At 60.7% G+C, this 18,833-nt stretch carries 19 protein-coding genes; 7 read left to right on the top strand and 12 right to left on the bottom strand.

Annotated elements, in window-relative coordinates:
• Positions 1–87: 87 nt before the first annotated feature.
• The 3 genes from KHO23_RS12105 to KHO23_RS12115 all read right to left on the bottom strand — a co-directional run bounded on the left by KHO23_RS12105 (position 88) and on the right by KHO23_RS12115 (position 3,550).
• Positions 88–1,878, bottom strand: a complete 1,791-nt coding sequence (locus KHO23_RS12105; protein WP_211611417.1) for a chloride channel protein — start codon at positions 1,876–1,878, stop codon at positions 88–90.
• Between the two features lie 6 nt (positions 1,879–1,884).
• Positions 1,885–2,298 (bottom strand): MarR family winged helix-turn-helix transcriptional regulator, encoded by a 414-nt coding sequence (locus tag KHO23_RS12110; RefSeq protein ID WP_211611419.1) that lies wholly within the window; start codon positions 2,296–2,298, stop codon positions 1,885–1,887.
• An 88-nt stretch (positions 2,299–2,386) separates the two neighbouring features.
• On the bottom strand, positions 2,387–3,550 hold the full coding sequence (locus KHO23_RS12115; protein WP_211611421.1) for an HPP family protein: 1,164 nt from the start codon (positions 3,548–3,550) through the stop codon (positions 2,387–2,389).
• A gap of 525 nt (positions 3,551–4,075) precedes the next feature.
• Between KHO23_RS12115 and KHO23_RS12120 the strand changes: the two genes are divergently transcribed.
• Positions 4,076–4,393, top strand: coding sequence for a DUF1840 domain-containing protein (locus KHO23_RS12120; RefSeq protein ID WP_211611423.1), 318 nt, complete (start codon positions 4,076–4,078; stop codon positions 4,391–4,393).
• Between the two features lie 47 nt (positions 4,394–4,440).
• Here the strand turns inward: KHO23_RS12120 and KHO23_RS12125 are convergent, their stop codons facing one another.
• The 4 genes from KHO23_RS12125 to oxlT all read right to left on the bottom strand — a co-directional run bounded on the left by KHO23_RS12125 (position 4,441) and on the right by oxlT (position 9,404).
• On the bottom strand, positions 4,441–4,872 hold the full coding sequence (locus KHO23_RS12125) for a PAS domain-containing protein (protein WP_211611425.1): 432 nt from the start codon (positions 4,870–4,872) through the stop codon (positions 4,441–4,443).
• 118 nt (positions 4,873–4,990) lie between these two features.
• Complete coding sequence (gene frc / locus KHO23_RS12130) at positions 4,991–6,241, bottom strand: formyl-CoA transferase (RefSeq protein WP_211611429.1); 1,251 nt, start codon at positions 6,239–6,241, stop codon at positions 4,991–4,993.
• Between the two features lie 25 nt (positions 6,242–6,266).
• Positions 6,267–8,009 carry an oxalyl-CoA decarboxylase gene (gene oxc / locus KHO23_RS12135; RefSeq protein ID WP_211611431.1) on the bottom strand — a complete coding sequence of 581 codons (1,743 nt, stop codon included), beginning with the start codon at positions 8,007–8,009 and terminating at the stop codon, positions 6,267–6,269.
• A gap of 63 nt (positions 8,010–8,072) precedes the next feature.
• Positions 8,073–9,404 carry an oxalate/formate MFS antiporter gene (oxlT, locus tag KHO23_RS12140; RefSeq protein WP_211611437.1) on the bottom strand — a complete coding sequence of 444 codons (1,332 nt, stop codon included), beginning with the start codon at positions 9,402–9,404 and terminating at the stop codon, positions 8,073–8,075.
• Positions 9,405–9,867: 463 nt separating this feature from the next.
• On the opposite strand from oxlT, the gene KHO23_RS12145 reads away from it, so the two are divergent.
• Positions 9,868–10,257: a hypothetical protein gene (locus KHO23_RS12145; protein WP_211611438.1), complete on the top strand. Its 390-nt coding sequence runs from the start codon at positions 9,868–9,870 to the stop codon at positions 10,255–10,257.
• Positions 10,258–10,296: 39 nt separating this feature from the next.
• On the opposite strand, the gene KHO23_RS12150 is transcribed toward KHO23_RS12145, so the two are convergent.
• The 5 genes from KHO23_RS12150 to KHO23_RS12170 form a co-directional block, all read right to left on the bottom strand.
• Entirely contained in the window at positions 10,297–11,520 is a 1,224-nt protein-coding gene (locus KHO23_RS12150) for a type II toxin-antitoxin system HipA family toxin (RefSeq protein WP_211611439.1), read from the bottom strand.
• Between the two features lie 2 nt (positions 11,521–11,522).
• Positions 11,523–11,822 carry a helix-turn-helix domain-containing protein gene (locus KHO23_RS12155; protein WP_211611440.1) on the bottom strand — a complete coding sequence of 100 codons (300 nt, stop codon included), beginning with the start codon at positions 11,820–11,822 and terminating at the stop codon, positions 11,523–11,525.
• Positions 11,823–12,056: 234 nt separating this feature from the next.
• Entirely contained in the window at positions 12,057–13,424 is a 1,368-nt protein-coding gene (locus KHO23_RS12160) for an epoxide hydrolase family protein (RefSeq protein WP_211611443.1), read from the bottom strand.
• A gap of 185 nt (positions 13,425–13,609) precedes the next feature.
• Positions 13,610–13,849 carry a DUF4148 domain-containing protein gene (locus KHO23_RS12165; RefSeq protein ID WP_211611445.1) on the bottom strand — a complete coding sequence of 80 codons (240 nt, stop codon included), beginning with the start codon at positions 13,847–13,849 and terminating at the stop codon, positions 13,610–13,612.
• A 212-nt stretch (positions 13,850–14,061) separates the two neighbouring features.
• Positions 14,062–14,643 carry a thioredoxin family protein gene (locus KHO23_RS12170; protein ID WP_211611451.1) on the bottom strand — a complete coding sequence of 194 codons (582 nt, stop codon included), beginning with the start codon at positions 14,641–14,643 and terminating at the stop codon, positions 14,062–14,064.
• A 227-nt stretch (positions 14,644–14,870) separates the two neighbouring features.
• Here KHO23_RS12170 and KHO23_RS12175 point away from each other — a divergent pair, with 227 nt between their 5' ends.
• The 5 genes from KHO23_RS12175 (at position 14,871) to KHO23_RS12190 (ending at position 18,697) form a co-directional block, all read left to right on the top strand.
• Positions 14,871–15,242 carry a GFA family protein gene (locus KHO23_RS12175; protein ID WP_211611454.1) on the top strand — a complete coding sequence of 124 codons (372 nt, stop codon included), beginning with the start codon at positions 14,871–14,873 and terminating at the stop codon, positions 15,240–15,242.
• Positions 15,239–15,361 (top strand): hypothetical protein, encoded by a 123-nt coding sequence (locus tag KHO23_RS35400; protein ID WP_268963888.1) that lies wholly within the window; start codon positions 15,239–15,241, stop codon positions 15,359–15,361. The genes KHO23_RS12175 and KHO23_RS35400 overlap by 4 nt, the downstream gene beginning before the upstream one ends.
• A 7-nt stretch (positions 15,362–15,368) precedes the next feature.
• Positions 15,369–16,109, top strand: a complete 741-nt coding sequence (locus tag KHO23_RS12180) for a response regulator (RefSeq protein ID WP_211611459.1) — start codon at positions 15,369–15,371, stop codon at positions 16,107–16,109.
• Positions 16,106–17,443 (top strand): ATP-binding protein, encoded by a 1,338-nt coding sequence (locus KHO23_RS12185; protein WP_211611460.1) that lies wholly within the window; start codon positions 16,106–16,108, stop codon positions 17,441–17,443. Before KHO23_RS12180 ends, KHO23_RS12185 begins: the two co-directional genes overlap by 4 nt.
• Before the next feature lie 210 nt (positions 17,444–17,653).
• Entirely contained in the window at positions 17,654–18,697 is a 1,044-nt protein-coding gene (locus KHO23_RS12190; RefSeq protein ID WP_211611461.1) for an alpha/beta fold hydrolase, read from the top strand.
• The last annotated feature ends 136 nt before the right edge of the window (positions 18,698–18,833 follow it).

The following is an 18,833-nucleotide window of genomic DNA, read 5'->3' on the forward strand; positions in this document are numbered from 1 at the left end:
CCTTGTGAGGTATATCCGCCCCATGTCAAACGTGGCCTATTGCACGCGATCTGCGCTAATTCGATCGCGAATATGGGGTTCGCTAACTTACGGAACCGGCGGGAAATGCCGCTTGCCGGTGTTGACCCGCAAGCGCCGGAAGCGCTCTTTTTTATGCTCTTCGTCGAAGTGGGCAAGCGACGGCTTGACCAGATCGCTGCGCGACACAATGCCGATCAGTTGCAACGTTTCGGCGTCCGCGACGACAGGCAACCGTTCGAGACCGTGCACCGCCAGGCGCGTTGCAACGAGCCGGCAGGTTTCGCTGGGCAAGGCAAAAGCGGGGGAGCGGTGGCGCAATACATCGGCGAGGCGCGAGTCGAGCGCATGCTCGGGTTCGTCGTCGCGAATCTTATCCAGCATCGCACGATCGACAACGCCCGCCAGCACGCCATGACGCACGACCGGATACGCGCGATGCGTCTGCGTCGGGCCGAAGTAGGTGGCGAGCGCTTCGCCTACGGACATATCGCCATCGATTGTCTTGACCGTGCGCGACATCACCTCGTCGACGTGGTGGCGCTCAAGCGGATCGACTCCGTACTCGCGGTAAATGTGATAACCGCGCCGGGCAATTTTCTCGGTCATGATGGAGCGCTTCATGACGACCGTTGCAAACCCGTGCGCGACCAGCGTTGCCGCAAGCAGCGGCAGCAATGCGTTGCTGTCGTGCGTAAGACCGAATGCGAAGACGATAGCGGTCAACGGCGCGCCCAACGTGGCGCCGAGCGTGGCCGCCATGCAGACGAGCGGCCACAGCGCAGGTTCGCCGCCCGGCAATACGTGGCCGAACACGACGCCGAGGCCCGCACCGAGCATGAGCAACGGAGCCAGGACGCCGCCCGAGGTGCCTGAACCCAAGGCCACGACCCAGATAAGCGCCTTCACGACCAGGATCGCCAGCGCGATCTGGATGGCAATGTGCTGGTGCAACAGATCGCCGATTACGTCGTAGCCGACGCCCAGCGCACGAGGTTCGATAAAGCCGCCGATGCCGACAACGAGGCCGCCGATCGCGGGCCACCACATCCAGTGGATGGGCAGCTTGCCGAACAGGTCTTCAGTCTTGTACAGCGCGGCGGACAGACCCGATGCGAGCGCGCCTGACATGAGCCCGGCAATGACGCAGGACAGCAGAGACAACGCACCGGGAGGTGCGGTTTCAAGCGGAAACAACGGGCCCGTGCCGAAGAATGCGGCGCGCGCAAACCCCGCGACGGCGCACGCGAGGGCCACCGGCAGGAAACTGCGCGGACGCCATTCGAACAGCAGCAGTTCGACCGCCAGCAATACGGCCGCCACCGGCGTGCCAAAGACGGCAGTCATGCCCGCTGCCGCGCCCGCAACCAGCAGCGTTTTGCGTTCCGCGGATGTGACCTTCACGCATTGTGCGATCAGCGACCCCAGTGCGCCGCCGGTCATGATGATCGGGCCTTCCGCGCCGAACGGGCCACCGCTGCCGATCACAATGCCGGACGACAGGGGCTTGAGAATCGCCACTTTCGGCGACATGCGGCTCTTGCCAAACAGAATGGCTTCGATCGCTTCGGGAATGCCATGCCCGCGAATCTTCTCCGAACCATAACGGGCCATCAAACCGACGATGAGGCCGCCGATCACCGGGATCACCACCACCCAGATACCCAACGTGTTGTGGGCCGGCGAGCGGTCCGCAAACGAAAATTGCTGGAAGAAAAACAGATTGGTGAACAGATGAATCAGGCTCAGCAGCACAAACGCCGCGAGCGTGCTGAGAGCGCCGATTCCCGCAGCGAGTGCGGAAATGCCGGGAAGCCGCGCGTTGGTGGAAAAATCGCGCTTATGGGAATCGAGACTCATGGGGACTCAAAAATCAATCTGGGGGACGTTAAACGTGCCTTTCAGCGACTTCAGTTCGGCACGGTGCATCTCGGCGAGACGGGCAAGCACCTGCTCGCCCGCTTTCAACAAATGAACTTCGACCTGGCGGCGGTCGGTCTCACTGACCTTTCTGCGGACCAGATCGAGCGCCTCACAACGTGATACAAGCGCGACCACGCCGTGATGCTGCGCCTGGAGACGTTCCGCAAGCTCGCCGACCGTGGCCCAGTCGCGTTCCGGGTAACCCTTGATATGCAGGAGCAGCAGATACTGCAATGGCGTAATGCCTTCGCCCTGGGCGGCCTGTTCAGAAAAACGCTCGAAGCGCCGCATCTGATAGCGAAACTCGGACAGTTGCTCGAAGTCCGTCTTGGTCAAGCTTCGCGCGAGTGTTTTCATCGGCGTTCCGTGGAGAAATAGACAAGGCTCAAATTATATCACGGCGTGATATTTATGGCCGTGTTCAGCGTAGAAGCACGTGAAAGCGTTATGCCGCGTGTCGCTGCTTGGCGTAAGCCTGGCGATACAGCCCCGCGATGAGGTCGGCCTGCGTGATCATGCCGGCAAGCCGTCGATTCGCGTCCAGAACCGGGATGTGATGGTGCCCGTAGTTCGCGAACATAGGCACCAGTTCGACGATCGGCGTCGTCGCGTCGACCGTTAGGACATCGACGTTCATCAACGCACCGACCAGCGGCGCCGGCGTGATGCTGCGCCGGAACCAGCGCTGCATGGGCGACGACAGGCCGGCTCCCTTGCTGAACGCCCGTTTGTCGACAAGGTCGGCGCGGGTCACGATACCGATAACGTGCTGCTTCTCGTCAGTGACCGGGAGTGCCTTGATACGGCGCTGTTTCAGCAGACTCCATGCGGCGGAAGCTCTCGTGATGACCGATACGGCGACCAGAGAGCGCGACATGATGTCCGCACAGGTCAGTTCGTTGAACGTGCGGGCGTAGGCCTGCAACTGAACATCGCGCAACAGGGATTCCAGATCGTCGGTGTCGATATCGAGCAATTCCCCACGCCGGCTCAACACCGACTCGAGGTCGGCGCGCGTAAAACCTTCGTTCGTTGCTGCAGCCGGGGCTGCCGCGCCTTTGCCCGAACTCTGGGCGACGTGCGGATATCGATGCCCGGTCGTGGCGTGATAGACGATGGCCGCGCACAGCAGCGCCACTGACTGGATCGCGATGGGTTCGGCCACGAAGCGGTAGCCGAGAGCATGCACGGCCGGGCCGCCCAGCACCGCAGTCAGGGCAACTGCGCCCGACGGGGGGTGAACACACCGCAGCGCGAACATTGCGCCGATCGCCAGCGCGACGGCCAACGCGGCGGCGCCCACCGGATCGGCGATCCAGTTTGCACAGGTCACGCCGACTATTGCAGAGACGAGATTGCCGCCGATGATGGACCACGGTTGCGCAAGCGGACTGGCCGGAACCGCGAACAGCAGCACGGCCGAAGCCCCCATAGGAGCCACTAGGAGTGGAATGTTCGCTGCCGGTCCGAGAAGGACGTGCATAGTCCCGCCGGTGAACGCAATCCCAAGCAATGCGCCGAGGCACGATCTGAAGCGTTCCGGCCACCGGACGGCAATGGGATGGGGTGCAAAGCTGGAAAACCAGCGGATGAGAGCGTAGCGGGACAAGGTTTATGGTGGAAAGTGGGACGTGTCGCGTGGGATGGCAGCACACCTTGAGGCCAAATCCTCACAAAGCGAAAGAATGTATCGGCATAATTATATTGCATTGTGATATAAAAATACGTTCCGGGTCGTCGAAATCTGACAGAACGGCGCGAATGACGGGGTCAGAATAGTTCTGTGTCTGACGCGCAAATGGTCTGAGTGATGGGTTTTGTCAGTCTATATAGATCACGCTATGATATAAAATGGAAGCAGGCCTTCCGGTGGCTGGTTCTTGAACCGGAGCAGTCCGGAGAAACACCAACGATGATTTGCCCGGATGGCACGCGCCCATGGGGATGCCGCGCTTCGCTCCGACGTGCAAAGCCGGTCATCGTGAAGGCCCCGGCCGTCGTCGCGGGAGACGATTACCGCTTGCCCGGGTCACGCTGCGTCACAGCGCGAAAGAAGCGGGGCATGAGTCCTCGGGGTGAGTCCGAACGGCTTTCCGGTGCGATGGCGCAATACAAATCGAAGCAAGGAGCCATCATGCTCATCACGTTTCAATCGCCCGCTACGCCCGATGTCGTGATGCTCAGGGATCTCGCCCAGTATCTGCTGGGACTGGTGGGCAAGCGGCTCGATACGCGTGGGGTCATCCTGCATGACGAGTTGCCTCGTGCAATCAGCCGTCTCGAAGCGGCGATCTCGGACGACGAAAATGCGGAGATCGCTCTTGAATCGCTGCAGTATTCCCGCGAACGCCGTCAGGAATCGGGCAGTGGACTGTCGCAACGGGCCTGGCCATTTCTCGACATGATGCGTGAGGCCAGTAAGCAGAATGCCGACATCATCTGGGGGTTGTAGACGCCGTGTTGTGGCGCGATTGATGCCGGCTGCGCGCCGGTGTCCGTTTACACGCGTGCCGACGCTTCCAGTTCCGCAAGACGCTTGCGCAGCAAGCGATCCTCCTGGAAGCGGCTGGTTTCGTCGCGGATCACGGCGACGATGCCGGTGATTTCGTGTTGCGACGAGTGCAGCAATGCAACCGTAAAAGCAATCGAAAGCGCCCGCCCATCCTTACATACGGCGGGGACACGCAGCACGTCATTGCCATAGCGGGTTTCGCCCGTCGCCATGGTCTTGTGATAGCCGTCCCAATGGCGACCGCGCAAACGTTCGGGAATGATCAGATCGAGCGACTTTCCCAGCGCCTCGCTTTGCGTAAAGCCGAACATGCGTTCGGACGCGGGGTTCCACAATGTGATGCTGCCGCCGGCATCGGAGATGATGACCGCGTCGCCGATCGCGTTGACGAGTTGCTCGAAGTCGATAGCGCTTTGCATGGTGCTCCCCGAATGTAAAAACGCGGATCCTTGAATGGGCTACGGCGCCCGTGAGGAACGCCGTATCCGCTGGCCCGAGCATACACGCGGGCCAGCGGTGTGACACCATCAAACATCTTCAAACCGCTTTTATTTCGCGCAGATTGAAGATGTCCTGCTTACTATAGCCAAGGCCCGCCAGCACTTCGTCCGTATGTTCACCGAGCAGCGGAGAAGCGGTCACTTCCGGTTTCATATCCGAGAACTTGATCGGACTGCCAACCGTCAGATACGAGCCGCGTTTCTTATGCGGCACTTCAACGATTGTGCCGCTCGCTCGCAACGACGGATCGTTGGCCAGTTCCTTCATTGTCAGCACCGGCGCACACGGAATGTCGAACTTGCGCAAGATGTCGACCGCTTCGAATTTGGTCTTGTCGGAGAGCCAGGCTTCGATGGTTCCGAAGATCTCGAAGATATGGGGCTGACGTGCTTCGGCAGTCTTGTAGGCCGGGTCGTTGATCCACTCGGGTTTGCCGAGCGCCTTGCAGATCGGCTCCCATGCATGGCCCTGGATCGTGAAGTAAATGTACGCGTTCGGATCCGTTTCCCAGCCCTTGCACTTGAGCACCCAGCCCGGTTGACCGCCGCCGCCCGCATTGCCGCCGCGCGGCACCACGTCGCTGAATTCACCGTGCGGATACTGCGGATACTCTTCGAGATACCCCACGCGCTCCAGCCGTTGCTGATCCCGCAGCTTCACGCGGCACAGGTTCAGCACGCTGTCCTGCATCGACACCGCGACTTTCTGGCCCTTGCCGGTTTTGTCGCGTCCCAGCAGCGCGGTCAGAATGCCGATCGCCAGATGCATGCCGGTGTTGCTGTCGCCGAGCGCCGCGGCGCTAATCGTCGGCGGACCGTCCCAGAAGCCCGTGGTGGACGCCGCGCCGCCTGCGCATTGCGCGACGTTTTCGTAGACCTTCAGGTCGTCGTAGTGATGGCCGTCGCTGAAACCCTTCACCGAAGCAACGATCATCTTCGGATTGAGTTCGTTCAGGCGTTCCCACGAAAAGCCCATCCGGTCCAGCGCGCCCGGGCCAAAATTTTCGACCAGCACGTCGGATTCACGGATCAGCTTTTCGAGTACTTCCTTGCCTTCTGGCTTTTTCGTATCCAACGTTAAGGACTTCTTGTTGCTGTTAAGCATCGTGAAGTACAACGCGTCGGCGTCGGGAATGTCGCGCAACTGGTTGCGCGTGACGTCGCCGGAACCCGGTCGTTCAACCTTGATCACGTCGGCGCCGAACCAGGCGAGCAACTGGGTGCACGCGGGGCCGGCTTGAACGTGGGTGAAGTCGATGATCTTGACGCCTTCAAGAGGTTTGGTCACTTTGATATCTCCGTGGTTACTTGAGTCACTTTTTCATCGCCGCGCTTTGCGGATTCAGATTGGTCAGGCGGCCGCTTTCAGTGCCCGCCGCTTCGTCAATGACGGCATTGATCAAGGTCGGCTTGCCCGACGCGATCGCTTCGAGCAGTGCCGTCGTCAGTTCTTCCGGCGTGGTCGCGTGGTGGCCGACACCGCCGAATGCCTCGATCATCTTGTCGTAGCGCGCGCCCTTCACGAACACGGTCGGCGCGACGTCCTTGCCGCCCGTCGGGTTCACGTCGGTGCCGCGATATACGCCGTTGTTGTTGAAGACGATCGTGCAAACCGGCAGGTCGTAACGGCAGATGGTTTCGAGTTCCATGCCGCTGAAACCGAAGGCGCTGTCACCTTCGATCGCGACAACCGGTTTGCCGCTCGTTACCGCCGCGCCGATCGCGAAGCCCATGCCGATGCCCATGATTCCCCACGTGCCCGAATCGAAGCGTTTGCGCGGTTCGTACATATCGATGATGCTGCGGGCGTAGTCGAGCGTGTTCGCGCCCTCGTTGACGACGTTGATGTCCGGGCGCGTTTTCAGCACATCGCGGATCGCGCGCAACGCGCTGTGAAAATTCATCGGCGACGGATTCTTGGCGAGCGTCTCGGCCATCTTCGCGAGGTTCTTGCTCTTGCGCTCGGCGATCGCGCCGGTCCACTCGGCGCTCGGCTTTGCAAATCCCGCATCCAGCCCTGCGCGCAATGCCGCCACGCACGAGCCGATATCGCCGATCACCGGCGCGGCAATCGCGACGTTGCTGTCGATCTCGGTCGGCGAAATATCGACCTGAACGAAACGCTTCGGCTCCGCACCCCACGTTTTGCCCTTGCCATGCGAGAGCAGCCAGTTCAGGCGCGCGCCGATCAGCACGACGACGTCGGCTTCCTGCAGCACGAACGAGCGCGCCGCTGAAGCCGATTGCTCGTGCGTATCGGGCAATAGGCCCTTGGCCATCGACATCGGCAGATACGGAATGCCGCTTTGCTCGACGAACGCGCGGATCTCCGCGTCAGCCTGCGCGTACGCCGCGCCCTTGCCGAGCAGAATCAGCGGACGCTTCGCACTCTTGAGCACGTCGATCGCACGCTTGACGGATTCCGGCGCCGGCAACTGACGCGGCGCGGCGTCGACCACTTTCACGAGCGACTGTTGCGCCTTCACGGCGTCCATCGTTTGCGCGAGCAGCTTGGCCGGCAAGTCCAGATACACGCCACCCGGGCGGCCCGAGACCGCGGCACGGATCGCACGCGCCACGCCGATGCCGATGTCTTCCGCATGCAGCACGCGATACGCGGCCTTTGCATACGGCTTGGCCGCATTTAACTGATCCATTTCTTCGTAATCGCCCTGCTGCAGATCGACGATTTCGCGCTCGCTCGAGCCGCTGATCAGGATCATCGGGAAGCAGTTGGTGGTTGCGTTCGCAAGCGCGGTCAGGCCGTTCAGAAAGCCCGGCGCCGACACCGTCAGGCAGATGCCAGGCTTCTGCGTCATGAAACCGCTAATGGCCGCTGCGTTGCCCGCGTGCTGCTCATGACGAAACCCGATGAAACGCATCCCTTCCGCTTGTGCAAGCCGCGCGAGGTCGGTGATCGGAATGCCGACTAGTCCAAAGATCGTGCTGATCTCGTTCAGTTTCAGCGCGTCGATGACGAGATGAAACCCGTCGGTCGTCTCGGCCGCTTGTTGTGTCGAAGTCTCTTCTACTGTTTGCCGGTCGGCTTCTGCCATGATGCTGCTCCTTGGTCGCGGGACGTTATGGGTTCGTCGTGAGTGGCGAGCTCACGTTGTTGTTCATTCAGGTGAGCCGCCGGATGACGGCTGCAACCGCGCTTCAGCGATAACCACGCTGGCAGTCGCACCCGAGTTCTCGATCCAGCGCTTTCTCATTGGTGCGAGGATGAATTTCGCGGACACCGCTGCCGCGATCGATATCACCGCAGCCGAGATGAACACGGTGCTCCATCCACCGTTCGCCGACAGCACCGAGGCAATCGGCACCAGCATCGACGCAGTGCCTTTCGCGGTATAAAGCGTCCCCGCATTGGCCGCGGCGTATTTGCTGCCGAACGTGTCGGCACAGGTTGCCGGGAAGATCGAAAAGATCTCGCCCCAGCACAGGAATACGGCGGCGGCGAAGAACATGAAGGCGTAGGGGTTGTGGCCGAACTGCATGAGTCCCAGCAGCGCGACGCCTTCGCCGAGAAAGATCATGAACATGGTGTTTTCACGGCCAATGCGGTCCGACAGAAAACCGCACAACGGACGCGTGAAGCCGTTGCACAGATTATCGATCGACAGCGTCATGGTGAGCAGCGGCAGCGTGATGCCCATGAGATTCACCGGCATTTTGGCGAAGCCGTATTCCTTCGCGATCGGCCCAAGCTGCGCGGTCGCAATGATGCCGCCGGCCGCGACGAATACGAACATCAGATACAGCACCCAGAAGAGCGGTGAACGGATCATCTCGCCAGGTGTGTAGTCGATCTTGCTTGCCACGATGCGTTTGGCCGCGACTGCGAATGCGGGCGGTTTTGGCCGTACCAGCATGGTGGCGAGCAGCAGAATGCAGACGCCCTGGAAAATGCCGAAGAACATGAATGTGTGCTCATAACCCGAGCGCTGGATCATGTTGGCGATTGGAATCACGGTGACGGCCGCGCCGGCGCCGAAACCTGCCGCGGTCAAACCGGCCGCGAGACCGCGTTTGTCCGGAAACCATTTGAGCGCCGTGCCTACGCAGGTGCCATACACACAACCCGCGCCGATACCGGCGATCACGGCCGCGGCGTAGAGCTCGGTGAGACTGCTCGCATGCGCGTCGATGATCCAGCCGAGCGCCGCGCACACCGAGCCGCCGATCACAACCGGGCGCGGCCCGAATTTGTCGACGAGCCACCCTTCAACGGGCACGAGCCAGGTTTCAGTGACGATGAAAACGGTGAATGCGGTCTGGATTGCCGCCTGACCCCAATGGTGGGCGTTGTCCATCGGTACGACGAACAGCGTCCATGCATATTGCAGATTCGCGACGAGTCCCATGCACACGATGCCAATCGCCAGCTGCACCCAGCGGTTCTGCCGGAACGGCGTACTGCCTGTCCCGGATACGTTGGAATGTCCCATGTCCTTCGTCTCCTGTATCTTCCGTCGCACTCGTTCGGCGCGTTGGACTTACGTGATCGAATCGCTTCATTGCGGGCTTGTCTGCGGGCAATGACGCACCAGTGGTCGGCCAGAGGCAATTGCACTAACGAAAACACTGACCCCTGGATAGCACGGCAACTGGGTGAAAGGTGTTCAGCGTAGAGCACGTCTGAGAGGATGCTGCGCGCGAACAGCGATAAGTGAAAGTCAAAACATTTTATGGTTTGCATTAGGCATACCTAATAGATAGGTTTGCCGCCCATGGCTATGGGGTTGCAAGAAACGCGGCGCAGTTTGACGGACATCTGGATGCGGCGGCGGGCGCGCCTAGGGGAAACAAATATATAAACAAAAAGCTATCGTTATTCGAAATAACTTTAACTATCGTTTATCTGTGCGCGCTCCTATTCTTGGTCATGCCACCTGCCTGAAGGAGACGATCATGAACCCGTCCCAGTTTGACCCTAGCAACAGCGCGCACGATGCGGAAGTAGCAGCGCAACTGTGCGCCTATAACAGCGCGTTCGATGAACTCGGTCTGCGCTTTCGTTGGGATGCGAGCACGCTTACGCTGCTCGCGATGATCGACGGCGAGGAGGCGCGAATTGCTGCGTATATCGAAGCACACCATGGGCACTTGCTGAAATCGTATAGCGCCGAATTTCTGAGCCGCGCCATTCTCGAGAAGAAAAAAGCTCGGTACCCAGCGTGTTTGCCGACGCGCGCAGACAGCGCGGCGCATCTGAGCCCGGCGGCTCAGCAGCCACGGGTGAGCAACTGGCGCGAGCGCGTGTCGTATGAAGTCGAGTTGCCGGCGCTGGTGGGTGTTTAGACGAAGGGGCGGCGGCTGCGCCTGTTCAGTGACGTCGCTTCACAGCATGCGCGAGCGGTTCGCTTCTATCTTGCCGGCGATCAGGCTTACCGTTGCGCGCCGAATGGGAAAACTCCGCGCGTGATGCCGAAATCTGCTGGCCACCTCTGCGATGCGTTCCACGACCGCCTCCGCGGTACGGGCCGGTACGCCCGTTAGGCTGGCAAGCTGCAACAGATGCTGACGCGCCGGCGCGCGACTTTCGCCACACACGTCCATTTGATGCTCACCGCCTGGCCCCTCGTTAAAGGTCAAGTCGTAAGCCGGTGAGAATTGCCACTGCCCCCGCGCCGAGAGGCGGAAAGAAAAGTTTTTCGTGTGGTCGTCCCGATTGTTGAACACCACGTTGAACACACAGCGCTCAAAGGCCCGCAGCACTTCACGCTCATCCCGCGTGATGAAGCGAGTCAGTTTCAGAAGCGAACCATAGTCGATCGATGGATATCGGAAGTTGGTGTTTAGCGCGCCGGCAGCGGTGTGCATCGGCACGCGCTGAGTGCCGGACCGGTCAAAACGCTCGATGCCGAAGGCTGAGAGAGACGGCCCGAGATCGAAGTACCGCGTGGCCGGCACCGGAATCTCGCACGCCTCTGCAAGCACGGCATACAGCGCCTCCACTGCGCAGACCTCTTTGTGGTCGTACTGGGCGGGAAACTTGACCAGCCAGGGCGTGCCCGCACTCTGCTCAGAGTTCGACATCCGGCCGGTCTGCTGGTCGAAGTTGACCAGCACTTTAGGCCGGGCGCCGTGTGGCGAACCACCCATCAGGACGAGTTCGCGCAGCAACTCCGCACTGCCGTCCGTCATCACTTCGCGAACCTCCTGGGCAAGTTGCACAAGTTGCACGTCCGCGGGTTCAAGAACGTCTCCCTGAGCCGGCTCAAAAACAAGGGCACCCATCGCCTTCTCGCCAATGAACGCAAGACGGTCGAGCGGGGACATTCGCGCAGGCTCCCAGCCCCGCTGCCGAAAGAAACGGTCCATCAGCAGCATGCCCCAGCCGTCGGGCAGGGCATCGGAAACGAGTCCTGGCAAACGAAACTGATGATCTGGGAAGCCGTCGTAGGCTTGCTGACGCAATGCCAGATGCAAGGGCGAAAGCTCGAGACCGCGTTGCAGCGCTTCGGGAGCGTACTCAAATATCAGGTTTGTCCCGTCGTCCCCGAGCTTGCCCAGTTCGAAACGCTCGTTCCAGCCAGCATAGACGACGCTCAGTTTTTTCATCGTCACCTCCTGGAAGCACGCTCACGCGTGGCGCTCGCCTTCTCCATCGCTTGAATGGATTTTGGTTGGTAGTCGAATAGAGGCGACAGCGAGCCGGCCAGGCCAAGCGCCATTGCTACCCGGAGAAGACTCTCAAGCGTTGCTTTCCCGGTGCGCTCGAGGTTGCGCACCGCGCGCTCGGATACCCCGGCGCGGGCGGCCAGTTCACTCTGCTGCAGATTCTGAGCGAGGCGCTGCGTGCGTAACCGTTGACCCAGTTCTAGCGCAATTTCGTCCGCAGTAGCAAGTTCAAGGAGCAACATTTTGCCGGTTATCCATAGTATTTGCTGATAAGCATTAATATTTTACCGGTTAATGCTCGGGTCGGCAAGACTGACTATATCTAACAGGCGAATTATTGCCGTTAAAGTCGGATTTATATCATCAATCGGCCGAAAATTGATGGTTATATGCCGTCTTAAATAGGTTTTTCGACGTGTGCGCTGGCGACGTGAACGGCGTCATGCGGGTCATCGCCGACTCTTCGTTTTTCCCTATCAAAAAATCGCAAATTCGCGCAGCGGTCTCAACCCGGCGCGAACCTCTTCGGCAAATAATTGTGGCTGTTCCCATGCCGCAAAGTGCCCGCCTTTATCGAGCCGGTTGTAGTAGATGAGGTTGTGGTACGCCTGCTCCGTCCAACTCCGCGGCGCCTGATAATTCTCGCGAGGAAAGACGCTCACGGCAGCCGGCACGGACACATCGGCGGCAGCCACGAAGTTGAAATGAGACTCCCAATAAAAGCGCGCCGCGGAAATGCCCGTGTTCGTCAGCCAGTAGAGCGTGATGTCGTCGAGGAGATCGTTCCGTGTCAGATCGCCTGCGGATTCTCCATTGACAGGGTGCCCGAACACAGCCGAGGTCAGCGCCGCCGCCGGCTGAACATACCCGTCGCCGTGATCCAGAAGCCAGCTTGCCAGTGCAACGGGCGAGTCCGACAGCCCGTAGAGCGTTTGCGGCCGTGTCCCCATCTCGAGCGCATAGGCGCGCCGCTTTTTGGCAGCGCTGCTCAACTGCTCGTAAGCGTGCTTTTCGTCGTCCGAGAGGCCGGGCGGCGGCGGGTCACCGGCTTGGAGCGCCTTGGCAATCACGGCTGGCACGGTCGCGGGGAAGTTGACGTGAATGCCCAGCAATTCAGGCGGCGCCTGCTTACCCATCACATTCGCAACAACGCCACCCAGATCGCCGCCTTGCGCCGCGAATTTCGCGTATCCAAGCCGCTTCATGAGGACGACCCAGGCACGCGCGGTACGCTCCGGGCCCCAGCCGGTCGTGGTGGGCTTGCCTGAAAATCCGTAGCCGGGCAAAGACGGAATGACCAGATGAAACGCATCCGACGCGCTCGCGCCATATGCCGTGGGATTGGTCAGCGGATCGACAATCTTCAGCATCTCGATGACGGAACCGGGCCAGCCGTGCGTGACGATCAGCGGCATCGCATTGTCATGTTTCGACCGAACGTGGATGAAATGAATGTCCAGCCCATCGATCTCGGTCATGAACTGCGGCAGGCTGTTCAGTTTTGCCTCGCACTTGCGCCAGTCGTAATCGGTCGCCCAATGGTGCGCGAATTCCTGAATCATTGCGAGCGGCACGCCCTGCGAGTCGTCGGTGACCGTTTCCCGGTCAGGCCACCGCGTGGCTTTGATGCGCCTGCGCAAGTCGATCAATTGCGATTCCGGCACATGCACGCGAAGTGGACGAATGGCGGTCATGTCGCCGCTCGCCGACGGGGCAACTTCAGTCATCGCTTGATTCGTTTCTGAAAAAGCGAGTTGACTCAGCGAACCCGCGGCAATGGCCGCCGCTGTCACACTGACAAAGCGGCGGCGCGACGGCGATTGGGGAAGGAGGGTGTCTGACATAACATGTCCGATAGATGAAGCCGGGTTTCCGATCAATGGAAACATGATTTCAACGAGCCGTTGAACGCGATACGCCCACGCCGAGTGTGCTCGGCGTGGGCGTAGTGGAGCGCGCGAAGGATCTTGAACAAAGAGGAATACTTACCGTATTGGAATCAGTATCTAATCCGCCAGCGTTCAGATAATCAGCTGCCGCGATACAAACTGCCGAGCTGGGCGAGCTGACCATCCTTCTGGGCTTGCACCAGTTCATGGCGGACGTCTGCGCGAGTCTTCTGCATCGCGCCGGTCTGGTTCGCGGTCCATTGCTGCGTTTGCGCGGCGCCCGATTGACCAGCGGTCGCAGCCGCCGGTGCATCAGAGGCGTGAGCGAAACCAGCCGTAGCGAATGCAGCGAAGGCCAAAGCGATCATTGAGGTTTTCATGTCATTCTCCGAGAACTAAAAATTAAAGAAGGAAGGCGCCGGGGTGTCAGGCCGCAAGGGCGGCCATCGGGTCAGACATCCGCGATGTTGTTTGCGTCTGTCATCCGGCGTTGATGCATTAAAACGCGTCGACGTATCTGGCTTGTGTCGAGAACCCGGTGCAATTGCAATGTTCTGTATCGCCTCGATGCCCAGATACATTGCGATACGAATCACGAGTTCTCCGCCAGTAAGGCCTTGATCTTCGCTTCGGTCTGTCCGTAGTCGCCTTCGCCGAAGTGCGTGTAGACCACGTGCCCTTTCTTGTCGATCAGATAAAACGCGGGCCAGTACTGGTTGTCGTAAGCGCGCCAGGTTGCATAGCTGTTGTCTTGCGCCACCGGGTACGTAATGTCGAAGCGTTTGATCGCCGTCTTGACGTTGTCCGTGCTGCGCTCGAAGGGATACTCGGGGGTGTGGACCCCGACTACCACCAGGCCCTGGTCCTTATATTTCTGATTCCAGGTCTTCACGTACGGCAGCACGTGGATGCAGTTGATGCAGGTGTAGGTCCAGAAGTCGACCAGCACAACCTTGCCCCGCAACTGCTGGATGGTCAGGGGATCGCTATTGAGCCATTTATCGATGCCGGTGAATTCCGGCGCGGTCGTGCCGTTGTCGACCGGGTTTGCAGCGGGACTTGCGGCAGCGCTGGCCGCAGGACTCACAACGAAAGTAGCGATTGCGGCGGCGCCGGCGGCCACGGATGCGGCGAACAGGGCGACGGTGGCGGAGGTTTTGAGTCGGGAGAGCATGGCAGTGTCCTTTCATGAAAGGGAAGACCCGGGTGTAGACGTGGACGTCGTGCCGGGCATTCCGGTGGTGAACATGTCTGCATTGGAACGCCCGTTCGTATCTGGCTTGTGTCGCCGAGGTGGCCTGGGTGCAATGTTTTGTGTCAGGGGAACGCCCAGATACATTGGGATACAAAGCGTCGCGCGTGCTGGGCTATAAAGCAGCCATACCTATCGCGGAGTGCCACATGAGTACCGAATTGCTGCAAGGGTCCTGTCATTGCGGGACCGTGAAATTTGAAGTCCGTACGGCCGTTGTTCCTGCTGCACGTTGCAATTGCAGCCTGTGCCGGCGCAAGGGCGCGCTGATGACGCCGCCGTTCGCCGCGGGAGAACTGAAGATCCTGCAGGGTGAGGACGCGCTGACGCTTTATCAGTTCAATACGCGCACGGCGAAGCACTACTTCTGCAAGCATTGCGGCATTTATCCGTTCCACCAGACGCGCAGGGATCCGCAGCAATGGCGCGTCAACATCGGTTGCCTGGAGGGTGTCGACCCGTATACGCTGGAGGCCAGCGTGGCCAATGGCGCCAGCCTGTCCGTCGTGGAGGACGCATGAAACGGTTCATGGCGATCCTCGCGTTCCTGGCGGGCGGATTGGCCGCTGAACTGGCGCACCCCGTGCACTGTTCGCTGGTCAACGTGAACCGGGTGCGAGTCAATCGTCGAAAGGACTGATCCATTGATGGAAATCACCGACCACGTGCTGATCGTCGATGACGATCGCGGCATCCGCGAATTGCTTGCAACCTATCTCGAGAAGAATGGCATACGCGTTTCGCTGGCCGCCAATGGCCGGCAGATGCGCACGATCCTCGAGCAGGGCGCGCCTGACCTGATCGTGCTCGACCTGATGCTGCCCGGCGAAGACGGCCTTGTGCTGTGCCGGGAACTGCGTGCCGGCAAGTTCCGTTCCGTACCGGTGTTGATGCTGACCGCCCGCAGCGAAGAGACGGATCGCATTGTCGGCTTGGAAATGGGCGCGGACGATTACCTCTCCAAGCCTTTTGCGGTGCGCGAACTGCTGGCGCGTATCCGCTCCGTGCTGCGTCGCGCGCGGATGCTGCCGCCCGGCATGCAGGTGACGGAAACCGCGCCGATGATCGGCTTCGGCGACTGGCGGCTCGACACCACCGCGCGCCATCTGCTCGACGCGGAGGGCACCATGGTGGCGCTGAGCGGTGCGGAATACCGCTTGCTGCGGGTGTTTCTCGATCATCCCCAGCGCGTGCTCACGCGGGATCAATTGCTCAATCTGACACAGGGCCGTCAGGCCGATCCGTTCGACCGTTCGATCGATCTGCTGGTCAGCCGCTTGCGCCAGCGCTTGCAGGATGTGGCGCGCGAGCCGCGTTACATCAAGACGCTGCGCAGCGAGGGTTACGTATTTTCCGCGGCCGTGACCATGATCGAAGGTAATCCATGAACTTGAAGGCAGTGCTGCATTGGCCGCGCACGCTGTTCACGCGGCTGGCCCTGATTCTCTTTGTCAGCCTTGCGGTGGTGCAAACGCTTTCGGTCTGGCTCACCATGACGGAACGGGACCAGACCATGACCAACGTGATGATGGGTTACATCGAACGCGAGGTCACCAGCTCCGTCGCGCTGCTCGATCATTTGCCCGCCAACGAACGCGCCGAATGGCTGCCAAGGTTGGCGCGGCGCACCTACACCTTCAATCTGGGGCCCGGGATGGCCGGCGCGCCCCCGGACGCGAAGCTCTCGGCGAGGGTCGCGCAATCTATCGCGGACGGCATCGGCAGGCGTTATCCGCTCACGGCCAACGCCGTCCCCGGTGACCCGGACCGCCTGCAGGTCCATCTGCAGTTGAGCGACGGCATGCCGCTGACGATTGACTACCGCCCCATGCCAGGTGCGCCTCTGTCGCCTTGGTTGTCGTGGTTGCTGGTGCTGCAACTGGTAGTGCTGGCCGCATGCTGCTGGCTGGCGGTACGGCTGGCGACGCGTCCGTTGAGCCACTTGGCGCGAGCGGCCGATACTTTGGGCCCCGACCTGAAGGTGGAGCGCCTGCCCGAAGACGGACCGGACGAAGTCGCGCGCGCGGCGCGAGCGTTCAACGCCATGCAGGACCGCATCAGGCTATACATGACCGAGCGCCTGCAGATCCTCGCGGCGATTTCGCACGATCTGCAAACGCCGATTACCCGCATGCGATTGCGCGTCGACGTGATGGACGACAGCGCACAGGGCGCCAAGCTGCAGCAGGACCTGCAGGAAATGGAAACGATGGTCAAGGAAGGCGTCACGTACGCGCGCACCATGCACGGCGCCAGTGAGGCGCCTCTGCGTATCGATCCTGATGCGCTGTTCGACAGCCTCGTGTTCGATTATGTCGATGCCGGCAAGGACGTTTCGCTGCACGGCCGAATCAACACCGCACTGGTGACACGCCCTCAGGCGTTACGCCGGATCGTGGGCAATCTCGTCGATAACGCGCTGAAGTTCGGCGGGGCGGCCGAGATCAGGGTCGCCGCCTTGCAGAACGGGCACGTGGCGGTCTCGGTGTTCGATCGCGGGCCGGGTATTCCGGCTGAGTCGCTGGAAGTGGTGTTTGAACCGTTCTATCGGCTGGAAGGATCCCGCAACCGCGGAACGGGCGGCACCGGCCTGGGCCTCGCGATTGCGCGGCAACTCGCTTTGGCGATGGACGCGGTGCTGTCGTTGCACAATCGGCCCGATGGCGGCCTGGAAGCCAGGCTTGTGTTGAAAGGCATCAGCCAGACTCCGGCCGCTCGCTGACTGCGCGGTATGCCGCATCAGCTTCCGCCTCACCGTCTCTGTATCTCAAAGTATCTACGCCGCTGGTCAATACATAGCGTTGCACTGGCGCGCCTGCGAGACACATGCCAGATACGTCCACGGGCTCTAATACGTCCAGGCCAGATTGTCTGGCTTCGCAAGCCGGACATGCTCTGGCCTTGTGTGGCTAATCTTTGAGGAGAATCAGCGATGCCGGACCAGATCAATACTCGACGCCGCCGTCTGCTTGGGACGACGGTTGCCGGTATCAGTTTGTTGGAGTTGGGGTTGAGCGGACTCGCCGAGGCACAGACGAACGGCACACCATCCAATACGAAAGCGGCAACGCGCGTTGCTTCGTTCGACAACATCCGGCAAGTCGACACGGGAACGCTCAGCATGGGTTATGCGCAAGCGGGTCCGCAGAATGGACCGGTGGTCATCCTGCTGCACGGCTGGCCCTACGATATCTACAGCTTCGCCGAAGTGACGCCCTTGCTTGCGGCTGCGGGCTATCGGGTCATCGTGCCGTATCTGCGGGGTTATGGCTCGACCCGGTTTCTGTCCGCGGATACGCCTCGCAACGGCCAGCAGGCGGTGGTTGCCGTCGACATCATTGCACTGATGGACGCGTTGAAGATCGACCAGGCGATTTTCGGCGGCTTCGATTGGGGCGCACGCACGGTGAACATCATTGCGGCGCTGTGGCCGCAGCGATGCAAGGCGATGGTGTCGGTGAGCGGTTATCTGATCGGCAGCCAGGAAGCCAATAAGACGCCGCTGCCGCCGAAGGCCGAGCTGGCCTGGTGGTATCAGTTCTACTTCGCCACGGAGCGCGGCTATGCGGGATATGAAGCGAACCGTCACGACTTCAACAAGCTGATCTGGCGTCTCGCGTCGCCGAAATGGAATTTCGACGACGCGACGTTCGAGCGCTCGGCTGAATCGTTCAGCAATCCGGATCATGTCGCGGTGGTGATTCACAACTACCGCTGGCGTCTGGGGCTGGTCAAGGGCGAGCCGCAATACGACGCGCTCGAAGCACGTCTGGCGAAGGCGCCGACCATTTCTGTCCCGACCATCACGATGGAAGGCGACGCCAACGGCGCTCCGCACCCCGAGCCGGCCGCCTACGCGAAGAAGTTCACCGGCAAGTATCTGCACCGGAACATCGACGGCGGCGTCGGACATAACTTGCCACAGGAAGCACCGAAGGCATTTGCCGATGCCATTGTCGATGTCACTCGTCTTTAACCGGACGGAAACCGTCCGGCGAACGCAAGCCGGCGACGGTCTTCGGACGGCCTGCAACGATGGGTGGGGGTAAAAGATTCAAGCCGGCGCGGTGGCGGCCGCTCAGCGCTTCCCTCCGCCAGGCGGGAAGGTTAAA

Source organism: Paraburkholderia haematera (assembly GCF_905220975.1).
In the GTDB taxonomy this organism is placed as follows: Bacteria; Pseudomonadota; Gammaproteobacteria; order Burkholderiales; family Burkholderiaceae; genus Paraburkholderia; species Paraburkholderia haematera.